An 18,027-nucleotide genomic window follows, 5' to 3' on the forward strand; every position below is an offset into this window, starting at 1 on the left:
CGAAGTAGGAACGCAACGTATCTGGCTTGTCAGCCTATCGCACGCCTCAACAGGAACCTGCACTGGAGAGTCATCATGACAAAGCGATTGAAATGCTCTTCGCCAAGATCAAGCACAGGCTCCGCCAGGCGCAGGCCAGAACCAGAAACGCCGTCTCCGACGCACTCGCAATCATCCTCCAAACAGTCACCCCGCAGGAGTGTCAAAACTACTTCAGCGAGGCTGGATATGAACGGACTTAAAACAATCCCGCTCTAGAAGAACGTTCAATCCGATTTTCGCACGGCAGCGATGCGCCAGGCCTGCCGGTCTCAGTTGATCATTTGCGGCCGCCTCGTTTGGCACGTCCCCTCGCCCCGCAAGCGGGGAGAGGGTTAGGGTGAGGGGCAATCTCGAATGCCTACTTCGCCAGCTTCGCCAGCGCCGCAACCAGCCCCTGCGTCGAAGAGTCATGCGATGCGGCACTCTGCTTGCCCTCGACGACAGGCAGCAGACCCGTCGCCAGTTCCTTGCCGAGTTCGACGCCCCATTGGTCGAAGGAGTTGATGCGGAAGAGCACGCCTTCGACGAAGACGCGGTGTTCGTAGAGCGCGATCAGGCGGCCGAGCGCGTAAGGCGTCAGCTTGTCGTAGACGAAGGTGATCGACGGGCGGTTGCCGGTGAAGACGCGGTGCGGCGCGATGAAATCGGCCTTCTTGTCGTCCATGCCCTTGTCGGTCAGCTGCTTCTTGGCTTCCGCGAAGGTGCGGCCCTTCATCAGTGCTTCCGACTGGGCGAGCACGTTGGAGATCAGCAGCTGGTGCTGGTGGCGCAGCTCCGGCTCGAAGGCATTGGCGGCGATCATGAATTCGGCCGGGATGATGCTCGTGCCCTGATGGATCAGCTGATAGAAGGCGTGCTGGCCGTTGGTGCCGGGTTCGCCCCAGACGACCGGGCCGGAATTGCCCTCGACCGGCGTGCCGTCGATGGTCACACCCTTGCCGTTCGATTCCATGTCGAGCTGCTGCAGATAGGCGGGGAAGCGCGACAGGCGCTGGTCGTAGGGCAGGATGGCGCGGGTCGGATAGTTCAGCACATTGCGGTGGTAGAAGCCGATCAGGCCGAGCAGGACAGGCAGGTTCTCGGTAATCGGCGCCTTACGGAAGTGATTGTCGACGGCATGGGCGCCATCGAGGAATTTGCCGAAATTCTCCGGGCCGACGGCGATCATCAGCGGCAGGCCGATCGCCGACCAGATCGAGTAGCGGCCGCCGACCCAATCCCAGAAGCCGAAGACGCGGGCGCTGTCGATGCCGAAGGCGGCAACCTTGTCGAGTGCCGTCGAGACGGCGGCGAAATGATGCTGGACGGCGGCTTCGCCGAGCGCCTTGGCGATGAAATTGCGCGCCGTCTGCGCATTGGTCATCGTCTCCACCGTGGTGAAGGTCTTCGAAGCGACGATGAACAGCGTCGTTTCCGGCTGCACCAGCTTCAGGGTATCGGCGATATGGGCGCCGTCGATATTGGAGACGAAATGGGCGCGCGGACCGTCATGGAAGGGCGCAAGCGCCAGCGTCGCCATGACGGGGCCGAGATCCGAGCCGCCGATGCCGATATTGACGACATCGGTGATCGCCTTGCCGGTCGCGCCCTTCAGCGTGCCGGAGCGGATCCCGTCGGCAAACCTGCCCATGGCGGCAAGCACGGCGTTGACATCGGGCATCACGTCCTTGCCGTCGACGAGGACAGGCGTGTTGGAGCGGTTGCGCAGCGCCGTGTGCAGGACGGCGCGGTCCTCGGTGAAGTTGATCGCCTTGCCGGAGAACATTTCCTCGCGCTTCTTTTCGACGCCGCCTTCTTCGGCAAGCTTGACCAGGAGCTTGAGGATGTCGTCATTCACCGCCGTCTTGGAAAAATCCATCAGCAGGTCGTCGAGCGATACGGAAAAGCGCGAAAAGCGCTGCGGATCGGCTGCGAAGGCGGCACGGATGTCGGTTGCCTTGGTGGCATCAGCGGTGCTTTTCAGCTGTTCGACGATGGCGTTCATGGAAGGCTCCTTTGGAGGCGGAAAGGTTGCGGAAACTATTCGCTTTATCGGGGGCAAATCAAGTTCAGCCGCCGTTCCAATATGAAAAAAGCCACCCGCGGCGAACGGATGGCCCTCATTTTCATAAAGCTGTCAAATTCAGCCGCGCAGGTCCTTGCGCAGGATCTTGCCGACAGGCGATTTCGGCAGCTCGGTTCGGAATTCGATGAAACGCGGGCGCTTGTAATTGGTGAGATTGGCGATGCAATGGGCCTTCACCTCGGCCTCCGTCAGGTTCGGATCCTTCCTGACGACGAAGAGTTTGACCGCCTCGCCCGAATGGCCGTCCGGCACGCCGACGGCCGCCGCCTCGAGAATGCCGGCATGCATGGCGGCGACCTCCTCGATCTCGTTCGGATAGACGTTGAAGCCGGAGACCAGGATCATGTCCTTCTTGCGGTCGACGATCTTGGTATAACCGCGGGCGTCCATGAAACCCATGTCGCCCGAACGGAAATAGCCGTCATCGGTCATCACCCGCGCCGTCTCCTCCGGCTTCTGCCAGTAGCCGGCCATCACCTGCGGCCCGCGGATGCAGATCTCGCCGACATCGCCCAATGGCAGCGACTTGCCCTGCTCGTCGCGGATATCGAGGTCGGTCGAGGGCATCGGCAGGCCGATCGAGCCGGTGAATTCGGCCGAATCGAAGCGGTTGGCGGTGGCGACAGGCGAGGTCTCGGAAAGGCCGTAGCCCTCCGTCACTGCCGTGCCGGTCATCTTTAGCCAGCGTTCGGCGACGGGGCGCTGCACCGCCATGCCGCCGCCGAGCGACATGATCAGCGAGGAGAAATCGAGCTTGGCGAAATCGGCATTGTTCATCAGCGCATTGAACAGCGTGTTGAGGCCGGGGAAGATATGCACATCGGACTTGCCGAATTCCTTGACGAGGCCGGGGATGTCGCGCGGATTGGCAATCAGGATGTTGCGGGCGCCGAGCGACATGCCCATCAGCGAATTCACCGTCAGCGCGAAGATATGGTAAAGCGGCAGGGCGCAGAGGAAATTCAGGACCTCCGGCTGTTTTTTGCGCTCGAAGGCCGTTCGCAGCCAGAGCGACAGCTGCAATTTGTTGGCAAGCAGGTTTGCATGCGTCAGCACCGCGCCCTTGGCAATGCCCGTCGTGCCACCGGTATATTGCAGGAAGGCGATGTCGCTGCCGGCAAGCGTCACCGGCTGCAGTGTTTTTTTCGCCCCTTCGCGCAGCACCTGGCCGAAGCTTTTGTGCTGAGGGATCGACCAGGAGGGAACCAGTTTCTTCACTCGGCGCACGGCGAAATTGACGATCAGCCCCTTGGCCCCCAGCATTTCGCCGAGCGAGGTGACGACGACGTGGCGAAGGTCGGTCTTGTTCAGAACCTGCTCCACCGTGCGGGCGAAATTCTCCAGCACGAAGATCGCCTTGGCGCCGGAATCGCGCAGCTGATGTTCGAGCTCGCGCGGTGTATAGAGCGGGTTGACGTTGACGACGACAAAGCCGGCCCGGAGGATGGCGTAGGTCGCGACCGGGTTCTGCAAGACGTTCGGCATCATCACCGCGACGCGGTCGCCCTTCTCGAGACCGGTGCTCTGCAGCCAGGCGGCGATCTTCCGTGTCTGGCTCTCCAGTTCGCGGTAGCTCATCGCCTTGCCCATGCTGGAAAAGGCGGTGCGGTCGGCATAACGGGCGCAGGATTTTTCGAGCAGTTCCGCCAGCGAGGCATATTCCAGCGGCGGAAGCTCGGCCGGAACCATATCCGGATAGGCGGCAAGCCAGGGCTTCTCAGGCTTGGCTCCGTTCGGATGGACGGAAATGCTGTTCATCTTATCCTCTCTCCCTTGCGGCCGCCGCGCCGGCACCGCGCCGGGAATCGACTGAAGGATCCTCCATCTTCCAGTCCGGCAGCTTATGCCATTGCCTGAACGGTTCAAGCCGAATGAAGCTACAATAACCTTGACGTAAACGTCAATCGTCGCCCATTGCGCAATCACACAAGAGCTGGGAACTTTGAGTCCGCCATGGCGTTGATCTTGCATCCCCAATCCGAGGAACACCCAAAGGAGATCGACAATGTTGAATCAGGATACTGACGCCAATCGCCGCGACCCGAATGCAAAGGAGACGCATTCGATGATCGCCAGCGACCGCGTCGAAGGCACCCGTGTTTACGGCGCCGACGGCAAGCATATCGGCTCGATCGAACGCCTGATCATCGGCAAGCGCGACGGCCGTGTCGCCTATGCCGTGCTGAGCTTCGGCGGCTTCCTCGGCATCGGTCACGATCACTATCCGCTGCCCTGGGAAAAGCTGAACTACGACACCCAGCTGGACGGCTACCGCATCGACCTGACCAAGCAACAGATCGAAGGCGCCCCGAGCTATTCGGACGATGACGACACCTGGTACAACGACAATGGCCGCCGGGTCTACGACTACTACGGCGTGCCGCCCTACTGGATGTAACGTCGCCCGATTGCCGAGCTGGAAGGGCCCCGTGGAGGCGGGGCCTTTTTGGTGGCGGTGACGACTAAAGCGCGTCGCATTCTGGAGCAAGACAGCGACGAATACGGGCCGCATTTGCGATTTACGTGGGCTTCGCTGGCCCCCTTCATCCGCCCTACGGGCACCCGGAGTCGAGCCGCAGGTCTCGACCCGGTCGGTGCCGGCAGGCGGATGGGGCAGCTAGCGCGAACCCGCAACAAGATCGTTGGCCGACCGCAGCACTCTGCCGACGACTATGTCATCCTGCTCAATAACCTTCGCCGTCTTCACCACAAACACATGGCTTTCGCCCGGCAGCAGCGTCACCAGCATCGAATCGACTACCGCATCCGGATCCAGCCGATCCGCTATCAGGCAGAGATCCTTGAGGAAATTCTCAGCCGTCACCTCTATCGCGTAACCGCCGTCGATCCCGGTGACATCGACGCTCAGCCGCGGCGCTTGCAGGGCGAGGTCGATATCCTCGACGAAATAGTGAAACGCCCGCCGGTCCAGCATCTCGACGACAACGACCTCGTCCTTCGGTAAGTCAGGGCTAACGATATCGCTCGGCAGCGGAAATTCCTTCGCCTCGAACCGGTCGCAGAGCAGCCGCCAGAATTCGAATTCGGCAAGCACGGTCCCGTCGAGCTTCAAACGTTTACCGGCAATCTTTGCCCGCCAGAACAGCGTCCGTTCGTTGACCGCCACCGCCGCCAGGCCATCGCCGCGCGGCTGGATCGTCAAGAGGCGCGGATCATAGGCGGCCTTCAGCGCGTACCAGAGCGGCTTGCGGCGCCCGGCCGAATCGAGGGCCGACCAGGAGGTCACCGGCCAGCAGTCGTTGAACTGCCAGACCACCGCGCCCTTGCAGACAGACCGGTGTGAGCGCATGTGCTCGATGCCGAAGCGGATGGCGCGGGCCTGGTTGAGCTGGGTGGCGAAGTGCCAGTCGTCCATCGTCTCCGGCTCCGGCAGGTGGCCGGCCAACCCGCGGATCAGCTTGTCATTACCCTCAGTCGCCTTCTGGTGATGGAAGACGCCGTTCGATTGCGGCGTCAGCGGCTGATCGTGGACGCTTTCTTCGACCGTCGCCCAGTTGGCCGGCGCCTGCCAGCCGAATTCGGAGCAGAAGCGCGGGATGTAGTTGCGGTAGACCTCGTAGCCGACATCGTTCCACACGTCCCAGATATGTTTGCAGCCATGCGCATCGGCATTCGGCGCGATCTCCATCGAGCCGGAATAGGGGCTGCCGGGATAATAGGGCCGGTCGGGATCGAGTTCACCGCAGAGCCGCGGCAGCAGATCGAGATAATAGCCGAGCCCCCAGCTTTCGCCCGCCTTGATGATCGGCCGCCAGCCCCATTCGTCGAAGCCCCAGATATTCTCGTTATTGCCGTTCCAGAGGACCAGCGAAGCATGTGGCATCAGCCGCACGACATTGTCGCGCACCTCCGCCTCGACTTCGCTTCGAAGCGGTTCCTCCTCCGGATAGGCCGCACAGGCAAAGAGGAAATCCTGCCAGACCAGCATGCCCATGCGGTCGCAGGCTTCGTAGAATTCGTCGGTCTCGAAGATGCCGCCGCCCCAGACGCGCAGCATGTGGATATTGGCGGCCTTCGCTTCCTCGATCCGGGCGGCGTAACGCTCGGCCGTCACCCGCTGCGGAAAGCAGTCATCCGGAATCCAGTTGGCGCCCGCGATGAACAGCGGCACGTCGTTGATGATGAAGGTGAAGGCCGAACCGTGCGCATCGGCTGCGGTATCGAGTCTGAGCGAGCGGAAGCCGAGCTCGCGCTTAAAGCTGTCGAGGAGATCGCCGCTCGCCTCGTCGATCAGCTCGAGCGTCAGGGAGTAGAGCGGCTGCGCGCCGAGATGATGCGGCCACCAGAGCTGCGGCGAGGGCAGGGTAATCTCGAAGGCGACCATGTCTTCGCCGGGCGCGATCGCTGCAGTCGTGGTCGTACCGCCGATCTCGGCGACCAGCCGGCACGGGCCGGGATTGCCGTGGCGTGCGAGCCTCGCATGCACCTTCACCAGCCCGTCGCCGCCGGCAAGTGTGGCCGACACCCGTGTCTCGGCAAGCCGCGCCCGGTCCCAGCTTTCCAGCCTGACCGGCTTCCACAGGCCCGCCGTCACCAGCGTCGGCCCCCAGTCCCAGCCGAAATTGCAGGCCATCTTGCGCATCAGATTGCCCGGTCCCGGATAGTTGTTGGGCCGGTAGCCGTAGTGCTTCTCCATCTCGGCGCCATAGGCATAGGCGGAGCGGAAGGTAACGGAGAGTTCGTTGGCGCCCGGCTTCAACAGCCGGGAAACATCGAAACGGTAGGTGCGGTGCATGTTGAAGGTGCGGCCGATCTCTTCGCCGTTGAGAGTGATAGTGGCGATCGTATCGAGCCCGTCGAAGACGAGTTCCTGCGACCTGTCTTCGTCAGGCGTCGCCTCGAAGCGGCAGCGATAGGTCCAGTCGGTTTTGCCGATCCAGTCGCTGGTGATCTCGTTGACGTCGACATAGGGATCGGGGATCAGCCGGTTGGCGAGAAGGTCGGTATGTACGCATCCCGGCACCGTTGCGGCTATCGTGTCCGGCAGTCCGGGCCTTCCTGTATCGTTACAGGTTAGCGTCCAGCTGGAGTTGAGCGCGGTCTTTTCGATCATGAGATATTCCTAGAGAAACCGGCCGTGGCGCTGCAGCACTTCGATCTTGTAGCCGTCGGGATCGCTGATGAAAAAGAACAGGCCGAACAGCTTGCCGTCGCGGTTGAGCTCGACCAATTCGCCCGGTTTGAACCCGAGTTTCAAGAGCCGCGCGCGCTCGACCGCGACCTCCTCGACGGAGACGGCGAGGTGGCCGTAGGCATTGCCGAGATCATAGGCTTCGGTGCGGCCCTTGTTGACGGTCAGCTCCAGCTCGAAGCCGGTCTCGGCATTGCTCATATAGATCAGCGTGAAAGTGTCGAAATCGACGCGATCGGCAACCGAAAGGCCGAAGGCCTTGCTGTAGAATTCGACCGAGCGCGCCTCTTCGAGAACGCGGATCATGGAGTGGATCATCTTCGCCAAGGCGGCCTCCCGTGGAATCGATCGCTGCAGCCTTGGTAGCGGTCCTCTTACGCCGGGCGCAAGCCGATTCTTCGGGTGATCGCCGCTTCGACGAGGCCCATGGCGTCATAGATCAGCACTGCCATCAGGCCGACGATCAGCCCGCCCTGCAAAATGAAGGCGGTATTGTCGGAGATCAGCCCGGCGATGATCACCTCGCCGAGGCCCTTGGCCGCAACCGTCGAGCCGATCGTCGCCGTGCCGATATTGATCACGGTCGCGACCTTCAGCCCTTCGAGGATCAGCGGCAGGGCAAGCGGCAGCTCGACGCGGAAGAGCCGCTGCGTCGCATTCATGCCCATGCCATCGGCGGCATCGAGGACCTGCGGCGAAACCTGCTTCAAGCCGGCGACGGTGTTTTCGAAGATCGGCAACAGGCCGTAGAGGAAGAGCGCAATCAGCGTCGGCATGGCGCCGAAACCGGTGGCGGGAACAGCGAGCGCCAGAACCGCGACCGGCGGAAAGGTCTGGCCGGCATTGGCGATGGCGCGCGACAGCGGTAGAAAATCGGCGCCGCTTTCCCGTGTCACGAAGATGCCGCCGGCAACGGCGAGCACGGCGCTGCAGGCAATCGATCCCACAACCAGCTGCAGATGGCCGGCGGCGAGCGAGGCAAGGCTGTTCTGCGTATAGACGGCAGGCGCATTGTTGCTGGTCAGCGGCGTCAACAGGAAGGAAAGCCACTCGGTCCTGAACAGCAGGATCAGCAGCAAAGCGAGTGCGGCCAGCCGGAAGAGATTGGCGACGACGAGTTTCATGCCTTGCGGCCCAGTTCGAGCAGGCGGCTCATCGAGATCGATCCGACGGGCGCCTTTTCGCCATCCTGCACTGCCGCCTCCTCGACCCCCTGCCAGATCATTTCGGCCAGCGCATCGCGCAGGCTGAGCGACTGCGGCAAGGCATAGGAAAGACCGCCCTTGGCCGGCTCCATGCTCTCCTTCAGCGGCAGCAGCGACATCAGCTTCAGCGCCCGGTCGGAGGTGCCGGTCAATTGCTGCACGAAGGGATCGGCGGGCTCGGTGAGGATCTTTTCCGGCGTCGAGCATTGCAGCAATCGGCCCTCGCTCATGACGGCGATCTGGTTGCCGAGATGGAAGGCCTCGTCCATGTCGTGGGTGACGAGGATGATGGTGGTGCCGAACTGCTTCTGGATCGCGAGCAGATCGTCCTGCGCCTTGCCGCGGATGACCGGATCGAGCGCGCCGAAGGGCTCGTCCATCAACAGCAGTTCCGGCTCGGCCGCCAGCGCCCGGGCGACGCCGACGCGCTGCTGCTGGCCGCCGGAAAGCTGATGCGGGTATTTCTCGGCAAAGGTTGCCGGATCGAGATTGAACAGCCCGAGCAGTTCCTCGACCCGTCTGGAAATGCGCGTGGAATCCCAGTCGAGAAGCTGCGGCACGGTGGCGATATTCTGCGCCACCGTCCGGTGCGGGAAGAGGCCGTGCCCCTGGATAGCATAGCCGATCTTGCGGCGAAGCTCGGTCACCTCGACGTCGACGACATTCTGTCCGTTGACGAAGATCTGACCTTCGGTGATCGGCACCAGCCGGTTGATCATCCGCATCAGCGTCGATTTGCCGGAGCCCGACGTGCCGACGATGACGGTGATCTCGCCCTTCTCGACGTTCATCGAGACCTTGTCGACGACGGTGGCAGCACCATAGCGCTTGGTGACGTTCCTGATCTCGATCATGCTCATGCGGCAGGTCCCCGGATGCTGTCGATGACCGCATCGAGGATGACGGCCGATGAGAAGGCGAAGAAGACGGTCGGCACGGCGCCGAGCAGGACGAGGTCCATCGCCGTCTGGCCGAGCCCCTGGAAGATGAAGATGCCGAAGCCGCCGCCGCCGATCAGCGCGGCGATCGTCACCATGCCGATGGCCTGCACCAGCACGATGCGGATGCCGGTGAGGATGACGGGAAAGGCGAGCGGCATGTCGATACCGGTGAGGATCTGCCGGCGCGTCAGCCCCATGCCGGCCGCTGCATCGCGCACCGAGGGGTCGACGCCCTGAAGGCCGACGACGGTGTTGGCGACGATCGGCAGCAGCGAATAGAGCACGAGTGCAATCAAGGCAGGCGCCGTGCCGATGCCGCGGATGCCGATAGCGGCCGCCAGCGCCACATGGGTGGCGAGATAACCGAGCGGCAGCATCAACAAGCCGAAAAGGGCGAGACTGGGGATCGTCTGGATCAGGCTGAGACCCTGCAGCACGACGGAGCGCAGCTTCGGCACCCAGAAGCAGAGGATGCCGAGCGGCAGGCCGAGAATGATGGCGATCGCAAGCGAACCGAAGGCGAGCAGCAGATGCGAAATCGCCTCCGTCTCGAATTGCGGCGCCCGCGTCGAGAATTCCTTCATGATCGAAAGGCTGTCGAGCAGGCCGGAAGAGAGGAAGGCGAAGAGCAGCGCCGTGTAGGCGGCAAGCGCTGCGACCCGCATCCACGGCGCCAGCCGGATCTTGACGAGCGCATCCGAGATGATGAGCCCGATCACCGCAAACAGCACCCAGAAACCGCCGCCGGGCGTCATGCGCGCCACCGTGCTGCCCGGCGGCGTGGCCGCGGCCGAGACGAGGCCGATCGCAGCGATCAGCGCCGCAAGGCAGAGCGTAGCGATGACAAGCCGCGCCAGAGCATGGCGCAGGAACAGCGCGGCCAAGGCGGTGAGGATGAGAAGCACGCTGAGGATGATGACGGAAGGCTGGGGAAGAAGCTGCGTCAGCAGCATCGGCTTGCCGGCGGCGATGCGGTTCGCCTTGACATAGATGAAGGGCATCAGCGCCGTCGCTGCGATACCGCCGGCCACCAGAACCACGCCGAGCCGGTCCAGCCTGCGGACCGCTGAGGTTTCTTCCATCAAATCAACCCTGTCTGGCCTACCGGCAAAGGGAGGCTCCGCCCGCAAGGGGCGGAGCGGCAATGATTACTTCAGGAAGCCTTTTTCCTTGAGATAGGCTTCGGCGACGGATTTTGCCGGCTCGCCGTCGACCTGGATCTTGGCGTTGAGCTTGCGCAACTCGTCGGCGCTCAGGCTCTTGAAGATCGGCGAGAGAATTTCCTCGATCTTCGGATTGGCCTTCAGCACCTCCTCGCGGATGATCGGCGTCGGCGCATAGACCTGCTGCACGTTCTTGTCGTCTTCGAGAACGGTCAGCTCGGCCGCCTGGATCGCGCCGTCGGTGCCGTAGACCATGGCGGTGTTGACGCCGTTGGTCTGGTCGGCCGCCGCCTTGATCGTCGCCGCCGTATCGCCGCCGGAGAGAACGACCATCTGATCGGGCTTCAGCTGGAAGCCGTAGGTCGTCTGGAAGGCAGGAAGCGCGCCGGCCGAATTGACGAATTCGGCCGAAGCCGCGAGCTTGGCTTCACCGCCGCCGGCCACCCATTTGCCGAAATCCGTCAGGCTCTTCAGCTTGTTCGGCTCGGCGACGTCGTTGCGCACGGCAAGCGCCCAGGTGTTGTTGGCGGGCGACGGCGTCAGCCAGACGATCTTGTTGGCGTCGTAATCGAGCTTCTTCGCCAGCTCGTATCCCTGGTCGATGTTCTTCCAGGCCGCGTCGTCGGCCTTGTTGAAGAAGAAGCCGGCATTGCCGGTATATTCCGGATAGATGTCGATTTCGCCAGCGGTGATCGCCTTGCGCACGACCGGTGTCGCGCCGAGTGCGATGCGGTCCTGCGTCTTGATGCCGTTGGCTTCGAGCGCGAGCGCAATGACGTTGCCGAGCAGCGTGCCTTCCGTGTCGATCTTCGACGAGACGACGACGTCTGCGGCCTGAACCGCGCCCGCTGCGAAGGCGGAGAGCGAAACGGCAAGTGCGAGTTTCTTCAGCATGGAATATCCCCTTGTTAAACACCGTTGAATGAGGCTCAAGCCCTTGGCGGGAGGCTTGCGCACAGAAAACCCGCCGGCGAAGGCGACGAAGCCGCCATCATGCCGGAATTGCGTGCGTCATGGAAATAGCGTGCCCGCCCGAAAAATCGATGCAAGCGCCCTCCAGTATTTGCGGTCGCGCTGACGATTATGGCGGCGAACACATCTCCGCGCGCGGAAATGCATTCCCTTTTCCAAAGTCGGCGCGATTTGTTTTTGTTCCCTTGCGTGTTTCCACGATATTCCCCGGCTCTTTCGCGGATTCCCGCCGGCCGGATTTTTCTTTGACGAAACGATAGCCCGCCTCTCTGGAAGCAGGGATATCTTTTTTCACGAACACATCATATCGTCCGGTTTTTCCAGCGCTTTCCGGAGGGAGCGGTTTGCATCTCGGTGCCCTGTTCGTAAGCCATCATGTCCTGATCTCCGGTTCGGTGCGCGAGACGGCGCGGCGTTTCCAGCTGTCGCCGTCCACCGTGTCATCCGCCCTCCACCATCTCGAGACCGAACTGGCGATGAAGCTGACCGAACGCGCCTCCGGCGAGCTGGTGACGCTGATTGCAAGCGGCAGGGTGCTGGAAGGCCTGGCGCCGATCACGGCGGCGATCGGCGAACTCCGTCAGTTCACCGGTCACGATAATGCCGACGCCCATGACGCCTGGGCGTCCCGCATTCCCGTCAAGATCGTCACGATCGAGCGTTTTCTCGAAGTGGCCGACCAGGGCAGCATCAACCGCGCCGCCCGCCGCCTTCGCCTCGGTCAGCCGCAGCTTTCGCTTCAGCTTGCCAATCTGGAGAAATTCCTGGGTGGCCGCCTGTTCGAGCGGCAGGCGCAGGGCTCGGTGCTGACGGAGGAGGGCAGGCGCGCCTACCAGATTTTCACGGCGATCAGCCAGGCCTGGAACGATCTGAAATCGCAGGCCGACGAGCGTTACCGGCGCGCCGCCCGCTCGCTGCGCATCGGCTCGATCATCCCGACCGGCTCGGAAAGCTGGGTGGCGCGTTGCCTGGGTGTGCTGGTCTCCGAATGGAATGCCGGCCGCAACAACAATGCGATCTCGCTGGTCTCGATGACCGCCGACGATCTGCGCGAGGCGCTGAAGAGCGGCCGCATCGATGTCGCAATCCTGGATTCGGTCTTTGGCCTGGAAAGCTTCCGGCACCGTCAATTGCTGCAGACCGAGATGGTGGTGATCGCCCCGCCCGACAGCACCGTTACAAGCGTCGCCGATCTCGTCGCCGCTCACCCGATCTGCATGCCGAGCCCGCGCACCGGCCTCGGCCATGCGGCGATGGCCTTCAGCGACGAGCGCGCCCCGAACCGCCGCCTACGCAGCCGGGATATCACCGCGGCGGATTCGCTGCCCGTGATCGTCGACCTCGTCGCCAATCACGGCTACGTCTCCTTCCTCGGCCGGGTCAGCGCCATGCCGATCGCCGATAAGGTGCGCATTGTCGATCTCGACGAACACCTGCCGATGTCCTATCACGTCGCCTTCAACCATCGCAAAGCCGCAGCCGATGCCTGCGCCGTCATCATCGAAGCGGCGGCAAGGATTACGTCGGAATCTGTCGCGCAAACCGACAGCGTGAGGGAGAGCGCAGCATGACGATTTTACTTGAGGTCTGCGTCGACAGCGCCGAAGGCCTTGCTGCGGCCATCGAGGGCGGCGCCGGCCGGATCGAACTCTGCTCGGCGCTGGAGCTCGGTGGCCTGACGCCGCTGCCGAGCCTGATGAGGATCGCTGCCCGGGCGCCCATTCCGGTCTACGCAATGATCCGCCCGCATGCCGGCCCCTTCATCTTCGGCAGTGCGGACGAGGAAGCGATGATGCTCGATATCGATGCCGTGCGCGCCGCAGGCCTCGCCGGCGTCGTCATCGGCGCCAACCGGCCCGATGGCACGCTCGACATGCCGCTGATCCACCGGCTGAAAGCGCATGCGGTCGACCTCGGCTCGACGCTGCACCGCGCCTTCGACCTGGTGCCGGATGCCGATCAGGCGCTGGAACAGGCGATCGAACTCGGCTGCGAGCGCATCCTCACCTCCGGCTGCGCGCTGAAAGCCGCCGATGGCCTCGACACGCTGAAGCGCTTCTCGGCGCATGCTGCCGGCCGCATCTCCATCATGCCCGGCAGCGGCATCCGCCCCGCCAATGTCGGCGCGATATTGCAGGCAACCGGCGCCCGCGAGGTGCACGGCTCCTGCAGTTCGCCGGTCGAAAGCCGCGATCCGCGTGCGGTGGCTTTTGGTTTCGAGGCGAAAAGCGCGAACCGGACGGATGTCGCGGTGGTCCGGGAGATGCGCAGGGCGATTGCGGCGGTGGATTAGCGGCTTCTGCACTTTTGACGGCGAACGGTTGGAGTTCGGAATCTGAATGGAGGGCTTGCGGCCATGGGTCCTCGGGTCAAGCCCGAGGACGACGGAGGATGGGGGAGCCTATGCGGCAGGTACCGCAAGCGCAGCGGTTTCCCAAGGCAAAGCGCGAAGCGCTTTTGCCGGGAGTTGTGTAAAAACAAAAAAGTTTGAGCGGTTCTGCGCTTCCGCGAGAACCTGAACCGCCGGAAGCGATTTTCACCAAACCGCCCCGCACTTTGCTGGAATTCCTCCGGAGATCCCGCCTCTTACCGCGTCGATTTCCCCATTCTCCGTCATACTCGGGCTTGACCCGAGTATCCACGCGCAGCACTCCGCGCGCATGAACACGCCCTACCTACCAACCCTGATCACCGCCTTGATCAGCCCACTCTTCTCATGCGCCCAGCGGGCGAGGTCGCGCGGTGCGTCGGCGAGTGTCGTGCGGTGGGTGATGAGCTTGTCCACCGGCACCAGGCCCTTGGCGATCGAATCCGCCACATGTTCGAAATCGACGCGGGTGGCGTTGCGGCTGCCGATCAGCATCATTTCGCGCTTGTGGAATTCGGGGTCGGAGAAGCGGATATCGTCCTTGACGACGCTGACCAGCACCAGCGCGCCGCCATGGGCGACGAAGGAGAAGGCCTTTTCCATCGACGGGCCGTAACCAGTGGCGTCGAACACCACGTCGAAACCGTCGCCGCCGGTCTTTTCCTTGACGGCCTCGGCCGTCGCGTCGTTGGCGACGATGCCTGATGTGAAGCCGAAGCGCTCAGCCGCCATCTGCAGCCGCTCGGCGCTGGTATCGAGCAGCGTCACGTCATGGCCGGCGATGCGCGAAAAGATCGCCGCCCCGAGCCCGATCGGGCCGGCGCCGATGACGAGCGAGCGTGCGCCGGCGCCGGCGAGCGAACGGCGGACCGCATGGGCGCCGATCGCCAGGAATTCGGTCGTCGCCGCCGCTTCGAGGCTGAGGCCTTGGGCAGGATACAGGTTCCCGGCCGGAACCGAAATTTCCTCGCAGAAGGCGCCGTCCGTATGGACGCCGAGCACCTTGATATTGGTGCAGCAATTCGGCTTGCCCTTGATGCAGGCGACACATTGGCCACAGGAGAGATAGGGATTGACGATGACGGGGGTGCCGGCCGTGAGTGCGACGCCGTCGCCCGCCTCGATCACCGTCGCCGAGATCTCGTGCCCCATTACCCGGGGATATTCGAGGAAAGGATGTTTGCCCTCGAAGATATGATAATCCGTGCCGCAAATGCCGACATGGCTGACGGCCAGCCGCACCCAGCCGGGCGCCGGTGCTGCGGGCGAGGGGCGTTCGACGAGTTCGAGCACGCCGGGCTCCCGGCAAACGACTGCTTTCATGACGGATCTCGATTCTTCGTTTTTACTCTGTGTCGGATAGCTACACCTCACCCTAGCCTTACCGGGGTCGAGCCACTCGTCTCGACCCGTCCTGCGGACCCTGTTTGCGGGGCGAGGGGACGTGCCCAGCGAGACGTTGGCGAAGGACCGAGAGGTTGCGGCCTGGTCCCTTCGCCCCGCGAGCGGGGAGAAGGTGGCGGCAGCCGGATGAGGGGCAGGCGGCCGCTCTCGCCGCTCAGTTGCTCTTGCGGCGGCGCAGCTGGTCGAAGAACACGATCACGATGATCAGCAGTCCGGTGATGATGCGCTGCCAGAAGGAGTTGACGTTCAAAAGGTTGGCGCCGTTGTTGATCGTGGCGAGAATGAAGGCGCCGATCAGCGGGCCGTGCACGGAACCGACCGCGCCGAACAGGCTGGTGCCGCCGATAACCGAGGAGGCGATCGCCTGCAATTCCCAGCCGTCGGCCTGCGTCGCATTGCCGATCGCGATGCGCGAGGCGAGCAGCACGCCGACGAAGGCGGCAAAGCCGGCGGACAGGATATAGGCGAGATAGATCATGCCCTTGACGTTGACGCCGGAAAGGCGCGCGGCTTCCGCATTCGAACCGACGGCGAAGAGATAGCGGCCCCAGCGGCTGAGATGCAGGAAGACGAAGGAGGGCACCGCCACCAGGATGACCATCCAGAACAGGCTCGGAATGCTGAGGAAATCGGCGCGGGCGAAATTGCTGAAACCTTCGTCGGTGATGCTGATCGTCGAGCCGTTGGTGATCAGGAGGCCGATGCCGCGCAGCGACGTCAGCGTTGCCAGCGTGATGATGAAGGGCGGCAGGCCCATATGCACGATGCCGAAGCCATGGAAGGCGCCGATCGCCACACCGATGGCGAGCGTCAGCACGATCGCGCCCCAGAGCGGCACGCCGGCCTGCAACAGCCAGGCGATGATGACGGTGCAGAAGCCGACGATCGCGCCGACCGACAGGTCGATGCCGGCGGTGATGATGACGAAGGTCTGGCCGAGCGCCAGGATCGCCGTCATTGCGCCCTGACGCAGCAGGTTCGAGATGTTGAGCGGCGTCCAGAAGCTCGGGGTGACCAAGCCGAGCACGATCCAGAGGAAGACCAGCAGCCCGATCAGCGTCAGGCCGAACAGGATGTTCATTTTCCGGCGCGGCGGCGGTGCGGCGATTTCGGTGGGGGTGGCAGTCATGAATTTTCTCCCTCTTATTCTTCTGGCTCAGACGCCGATCGCTTCGCTGAGCACTTCTTCATGCGTCGCCGCGTGGAAATCATGGCTCGCGACGATCCTGCCGCCGCGGAAGACGTGCAGCCGGTCGGCCAGTTCGTAGACCTCCGGCAGGTAGGAGGAGATCAGGATGATACCGGCGCCCTCCTTCAGAAGCTTGGCGAACAGCCGGTAGATTTCCGCCTTGGTGCCGACGTCGACGCCGACTGTGGGTTCGTCGAAGATGAACAGCCGCGCGCCGTGGCTCAGCCATTTGCCGATGACGATCTTCTGCTGGTTGCCGCCCGACATGCTGGAGGCTGGCACCCGCCGGCTCGGCGTCTTGATGCTGAGATCGCGGATCTGCCGGTCGGCATTCGCCGATTCCCGCGTGTGGTTGATGACGGGGCCGTGGCTCAGCCGCCCGAAGACCGGCAGATTGATGTTGAGGCCGATCGGCAGGTTGAGGCAGAGCCCCTGGTCGCGCCGGCTTTCCGGTGCGAGCGCAATGCCGAGCTCCATCGCCGTGCGTTCGTTGCGGATATCGACGCGTTTGCCCATCCAGTGAATTTCGCCCGCACTGGTCGGCTGGCGTCCATAAAGGCCGAGTGCGAATTCGCTGCGCCCGGCGCCGATCAGGCCGTAGAGCCCGACGATCTGTCCGGCCTTGACGCTGAGCGACACATCCTCGAAGCCCGGACCCGAAAGGCCCTTGACCTCGACGATCGTCTCGCCGATCGCGATCTCTTCCTTGTGGTAGATCTGTTCGATCGAGCGGTTGATCATCAGTGCGATCAGCTCGGCATCGTTGGTATCGCCGATCAGCCGCGTGCCGACATGGGTGCCGTCGCGCAGCACCGAGACCCGGTCGGCCAGCTCGAAGACTTCTTCCATGCGATGGCTGATATAGACGATGGTGACGCCTTCGCCCTGCAGGCGGCGGATCAGCTTGAAGAGCTGTGCCGATTCCTGGCGTGTCAGATAGGCGGTGGGTTCGTCGAAAATCAGGAACTGGGTACCGCGCATGGCCGCGCGCGCCGTCGCCACCAGCTGTTGCTGGCCGATCGTCAGCGAACTCAGGAGCGCGCCGGCCGGCAGGCCGAAGCCGAGATCGTCGAGCACGGCCTGCGCCATCTTCTCCATCTGCTTCTTGCGCATCAGGCCGTAGCGGTTGACCTCGTCGCCGAGAAAGAGGTTGGCGGCGACTGTCAGATGCCGGCAGAGCACGACTTCCTGGTGCACGGCGTTGATGCCGCGGGCAATCGCCTCGTTCGGCGTCGACAGGCCCACAGGATGGCCGCACCACAGCACTTCGCCGGCGGTGCGGGTGATGACGCCGGTCAGCAGCTTGATCAGGGTGGATTTGCCGGCGCCGTTTTCACCGACGATGGCGTGAATTTCGCCGGCAAGAAAGGTCAGCGTCGCCGGCTTCAGCGCCTGCACATGACCGTAATTCTTCTGCAGGCCCTTGAGTTCGAGGATAGGCGATCCGGCGGGAATTCGATTGGCTTCTTTCAGCGTCGCGCTGTCATCGTGGCGATGACTGACCTCTTCCAGTCCGATCATGGACC

General features: G+C 63.2%; 15 protein-coding genes and 1 pseudogene. 4 read left to right on the top strand and 12 right to left on the bottom strand.

The window, feature by feature from the left end; all coding sequences use genetic code 11:
* Window positions 1–86 precede the first annotated feature (86 nt).
* Window positions 87–242, top strand: a pseudogene (locus tag GGD57_RS27390) (IS630 family transposase); the annotation flags it as partial.
* A 158-nt stretch (window positions 243–400) separates the two neighbouring features.
* Here the strand turns inward: GGD57_RS27390 and pgi are convergent.
* Window positions 401–2,026 (bottom strand): glucose-6-phosphate isomerase, encoded by a 1,626-nt coding sequence (pgi, locus tag GGD57_RS27395; RefSeq protein WP_184473310.1) that lies wholly within the window; start codon window positions 2,024–2,026, stop codon window positions 401–403.
* Between the two features lie 138 nt (window positions 2,027–2,164).
* Window positions 2,165–3,865, bottom strand: coding sequence for a long-chain fatty acid--CoA ligase (locus GGD57_RS27400; protein ID WP_184473311.1), 1,701 nt, complete (start codon window positions 3,863–3,865; stop codon window positions 2,165–2,167).
* A gap of 247 nt (window positions 3,866–4,112) precedes the next feature.
* Here GGD57_RS27400 and GGD57_RS27405 point away from each other — a divergent pair, with 247 nt between their 5' ends.
* Window positions 4,113–4,505 carry a PRC-barrel domain-containing protein gene (locus GGD57_RS27405; protein ID WP_184473312.1) on the top strand — a complete coding sequence of 131 codons (393 nt, stop codon included), beginning with the start codon at window positions 4,113–4,115 and terminating at the stop codon, window positions 4,503–4,505.
* Between the two features lie 219 nt (window positions 4,506–4,724).
* Here the strand turns inward: GGD57_RS27405 and GGD57_RS27410 are convergent, their stop codons facing one another.
* The 7 genes from GGD57_RS27410 to GGD57_RS27440 all read right to left on the bottom strand — a co-directional run bounded on the left by GGD57_RS27410 (window position 4,725) and on the right by GGD57_RS27440 (window position 11,835).
* Window positions 4,725–7,181: a glycoside hydrolase family 2 protein gene (locus GGD57_RS27410; RefSeq protein ID WP_184473313.1), complete on the bottom strand. Its 2,457-nt coding sequence runs from the start codon at window positions 7,179–7,181 to the stop codon at window positions 4,725–4,727.
* Window positions 7,182–7,190: 9 nt separating this feature from the next.
* The gene (locus GGD57_RS27415; protein ID WP_184473314.1) at window positions 7,191–7,586 is read right to left on the bottom strand and encodes a VOC family protein; all 396 of its coding nucleotides are present in this window, start codon (window positions 7,584–7,586) and stop codon (window positions 7,191–7,193) included.
* Window positions 7,587–7,633: 47 nt separating this feature from the next.
* Window positions 7,634–8,383, bottom strand: a complete 750-nt coding sequence (locus GGD57_RS27420) for an ABC transporter permease (RefSeq protein ID WP_184473315.1) — start codon at window positions 8,381–8,383, stop codon at window positions 7,634–7,636.
* The gene (locus tag GGD57_RS27425) at window positions 8,380–9,324 is read right to left on the bottom strand and encodes an ABC transporter ATP-binding protein (protein WP_184473316.1); all 945 of its coding nucleotides are present in this window, start codon (window positions 9,322–9,324) and stop codon (window positions 8,380–8,382) included. Before GGD57_RS27425 ends, GGD57_RS27420 begins: the two co-directional genes overlap by 4 nt.
* Window positions 9,321–10,487: an ABC transporter permease gene (locus GGD57_RS27430; RefSeq protein WP_184473317.1), complete on the bottom strand. Its 1,167-nt coding sequence runs from the start codon at window positions 10,485–10,487 to the stop codon at window positions 9,321–9,323. The genes GGD57_RS27425 and GGD57_RS27430 overlap by 4 nt, the downstream gene beginning before the upstream one ends.
* 66 nt (window positions 10,488–10,553) lie before the next feature.
* A complete protein-coding gene (gene osmF, locus GGD57_RS27435) occupies window positions 10,554–11,462 on the bottom strand; it encodes a glycine betaine ABC transporter substrate-binding protein OsmF (RefSeq protein WP_088684591.1) in 909 nt (302 codons plus the stop codon).
* Between the two features lie 187 nt (window positions 11,463–11,649).
* Entirely contained in the window at window positions 11,650–11,835 is a 186-nt protein-coding gene (locus tag GGD57_RS27440; RefSeq protein ID WP_246713748.1) for an acetyltransferase, read from the bottom strand.
* A gap of 49 nt (window positions 11,836–11,884) precedes the next feature.
* Here GGD57_RS27440 and GGD57_RS27445 point away from each other — a divergent pair, with 49 nt between their 5' ends.
* Both GGD57_RS27445 and GGD57_RS27450 read left to right on the top strand, forming a co-directional pair.
* Window positions 11,885–13,111: a LysR family transcriptional regulator gene (locus tag GGD57_RS27445; RefSeq protein WP_184473319.1), complete on the top strand. Its 1,227-nt coding sequence runs from the start codon at window positions 11,885–11,887 to the stop codon at window positions 13,109–13,111.
* On the top strand, window positions 13,108–13,833 hold the full coding sequence (locus GGD57_RS27450) for a copper homeostasis protein CutC (RefSeq protein ID WP_184473320.1): 726 nt from the start codon (window positions 13,108–13,110) through the stop codon (window positions 13,831–13,833). The genes GGD57_RS27445 and GGD57_RS27450 overlap by 4 nt, the downstream gene beginning before the upstream one ends.
* A gap of 378 nt (window positions 13,834–14,211) precedes the next feature.
* On the opposite strand, the gene GGD57_RS27455 is transcribed toward GGD57_RS27450, so the two are convergent.
* From GGD57_RS27455 to GGD57_RS27465, 3 genes are all read right to left on the bottom strand, one after another.
* A complete protein-coding gene (locus GGD57_RS27455; protein WP_184473321.1) occupies window positions 14,212–15,231 on the bottom strand; it encodes a zinc-binding alcohol dehydrogenase family protein in 1,020 nt (339 codons plus the stop codon).
* Window positions 15,232–15,466: 235 nt separating this feature from the next.
* Entirely contained in the window at window positions 15,467–16,441 is a 975-nt protein-coding gene (locus tag GGD57_RS27460) for an ABC transporter permease (RefSeq protein WP_085735995.1), read from the bottom strand.
* A 27-nt stretch (window positions 16,442–16,468) separates the two neighbouring features.
* Window positions 16,469–18,022 carry a sugar ABC transporter ATP-binding protein gene (locus GGD57_RS27465; protein ID WP_184473322.1) on the bottom strand — a complete coding sequence of 518 codons (1,554 nt, stop codon included), beginning with the start codon at window positions 18,020–18,022 and terminating at the stop codon, window positions 16,469–16,471.
* Window positions 18,023–18,027: the final 5 nt, after the last annotated feature.

The sequence above is a fragment of the Rhizobium esperanzae genome, assembly GCF_014197615.1.
GTDB lineage: Bacteria > Pseudomonadota > Alphaproteobacteria > Rhizobiales > Rhizobiaceae > Rhizobium > Rhizobium esperanzae_A.

Coding starts and splice junctions, on each gene's coding strand:
- GGD57_RS27425 (WP_184473316.1), bottom strand. CDS start 9,324: ATGAGCATGATCGAGATCAGGAACGTCACCAAGCGCTATGGTGCTGCC.
- GGD57_RS27450 (WP_184473320.1), top strand. CDS start 13,108: ATGACGATTTTACTTGAGGTCTGCGTCGACAGCGCCGAAGGCCTTGCT.
- GGD57_RS27465 (WP_184473322.1), bottom strand. CDS start 18,022: ATGATCGGACTGGAAGAGGTCAGTCATCGCCACGATGACAGCGCGACG.
- GGD57_RS27400 (WP_184473311.1), bottom strand. CDS start 3,865: ATGAACAGCATTTCCGTCCATCCGAACGGAGCCAAGCCTGAGAAGCCC.
- GGD57_RS27455 (WP_184473321.1), bottom strand. CDS start 15,231: ATGAAAGCAGTCGTTTGCCGGGAGCCCGGCGTGCTCGAACTCGTCGAA.
- GGD57_RS27410 (WP_184473313.1), bottom strand. CDS start 7,181: ATGATCGAAAAGACCGCGCTCAACTCCAGCTGGACGCTAACCTGTAAC.
- GGD57_RS27420 (WP_184473315.1), bottom strand. CDS start 8,383: ATGAAACTCGTCGTCGCCAATCTCTTCCGGCTGGCCGCACTCGCTTTG.
- GGD57_RS27460 (WP_085735995.1), bottom strand. CDS start 16,441: ATGACTGCCACCCCCACCGAAATCGCCGCACCGCCGCCGCGCCGGAAA.
- GGD57_RS27430 (WP_184473317.1), bottom strand. CDS start 10,487: ATGGAAGAAACCTCAGCGGTCCGCAGGCTGGACCGGCTCGGCGTGGTT.
- GGD57_RS27405 (WP_184473312.1), top strand. CDS start 4,113: ATGTTGAATCAGGATACTGACGCCAATCGCCGCGACCCGAATGCAAAG.
- osmF (WP_088684591.1), bottom strand. CDS start 11,462: ATGCTGAAGAAACTCGCACTTGCCGTTTCGCTCTCCGCCTTCGCAGCG.
- pgi (WP_184473310.1), bottom strand. CDS start 2,026: ATGAACGCCATCGTCGAACAGCTGAAAAGCACCGCTGATGCCACCAAG.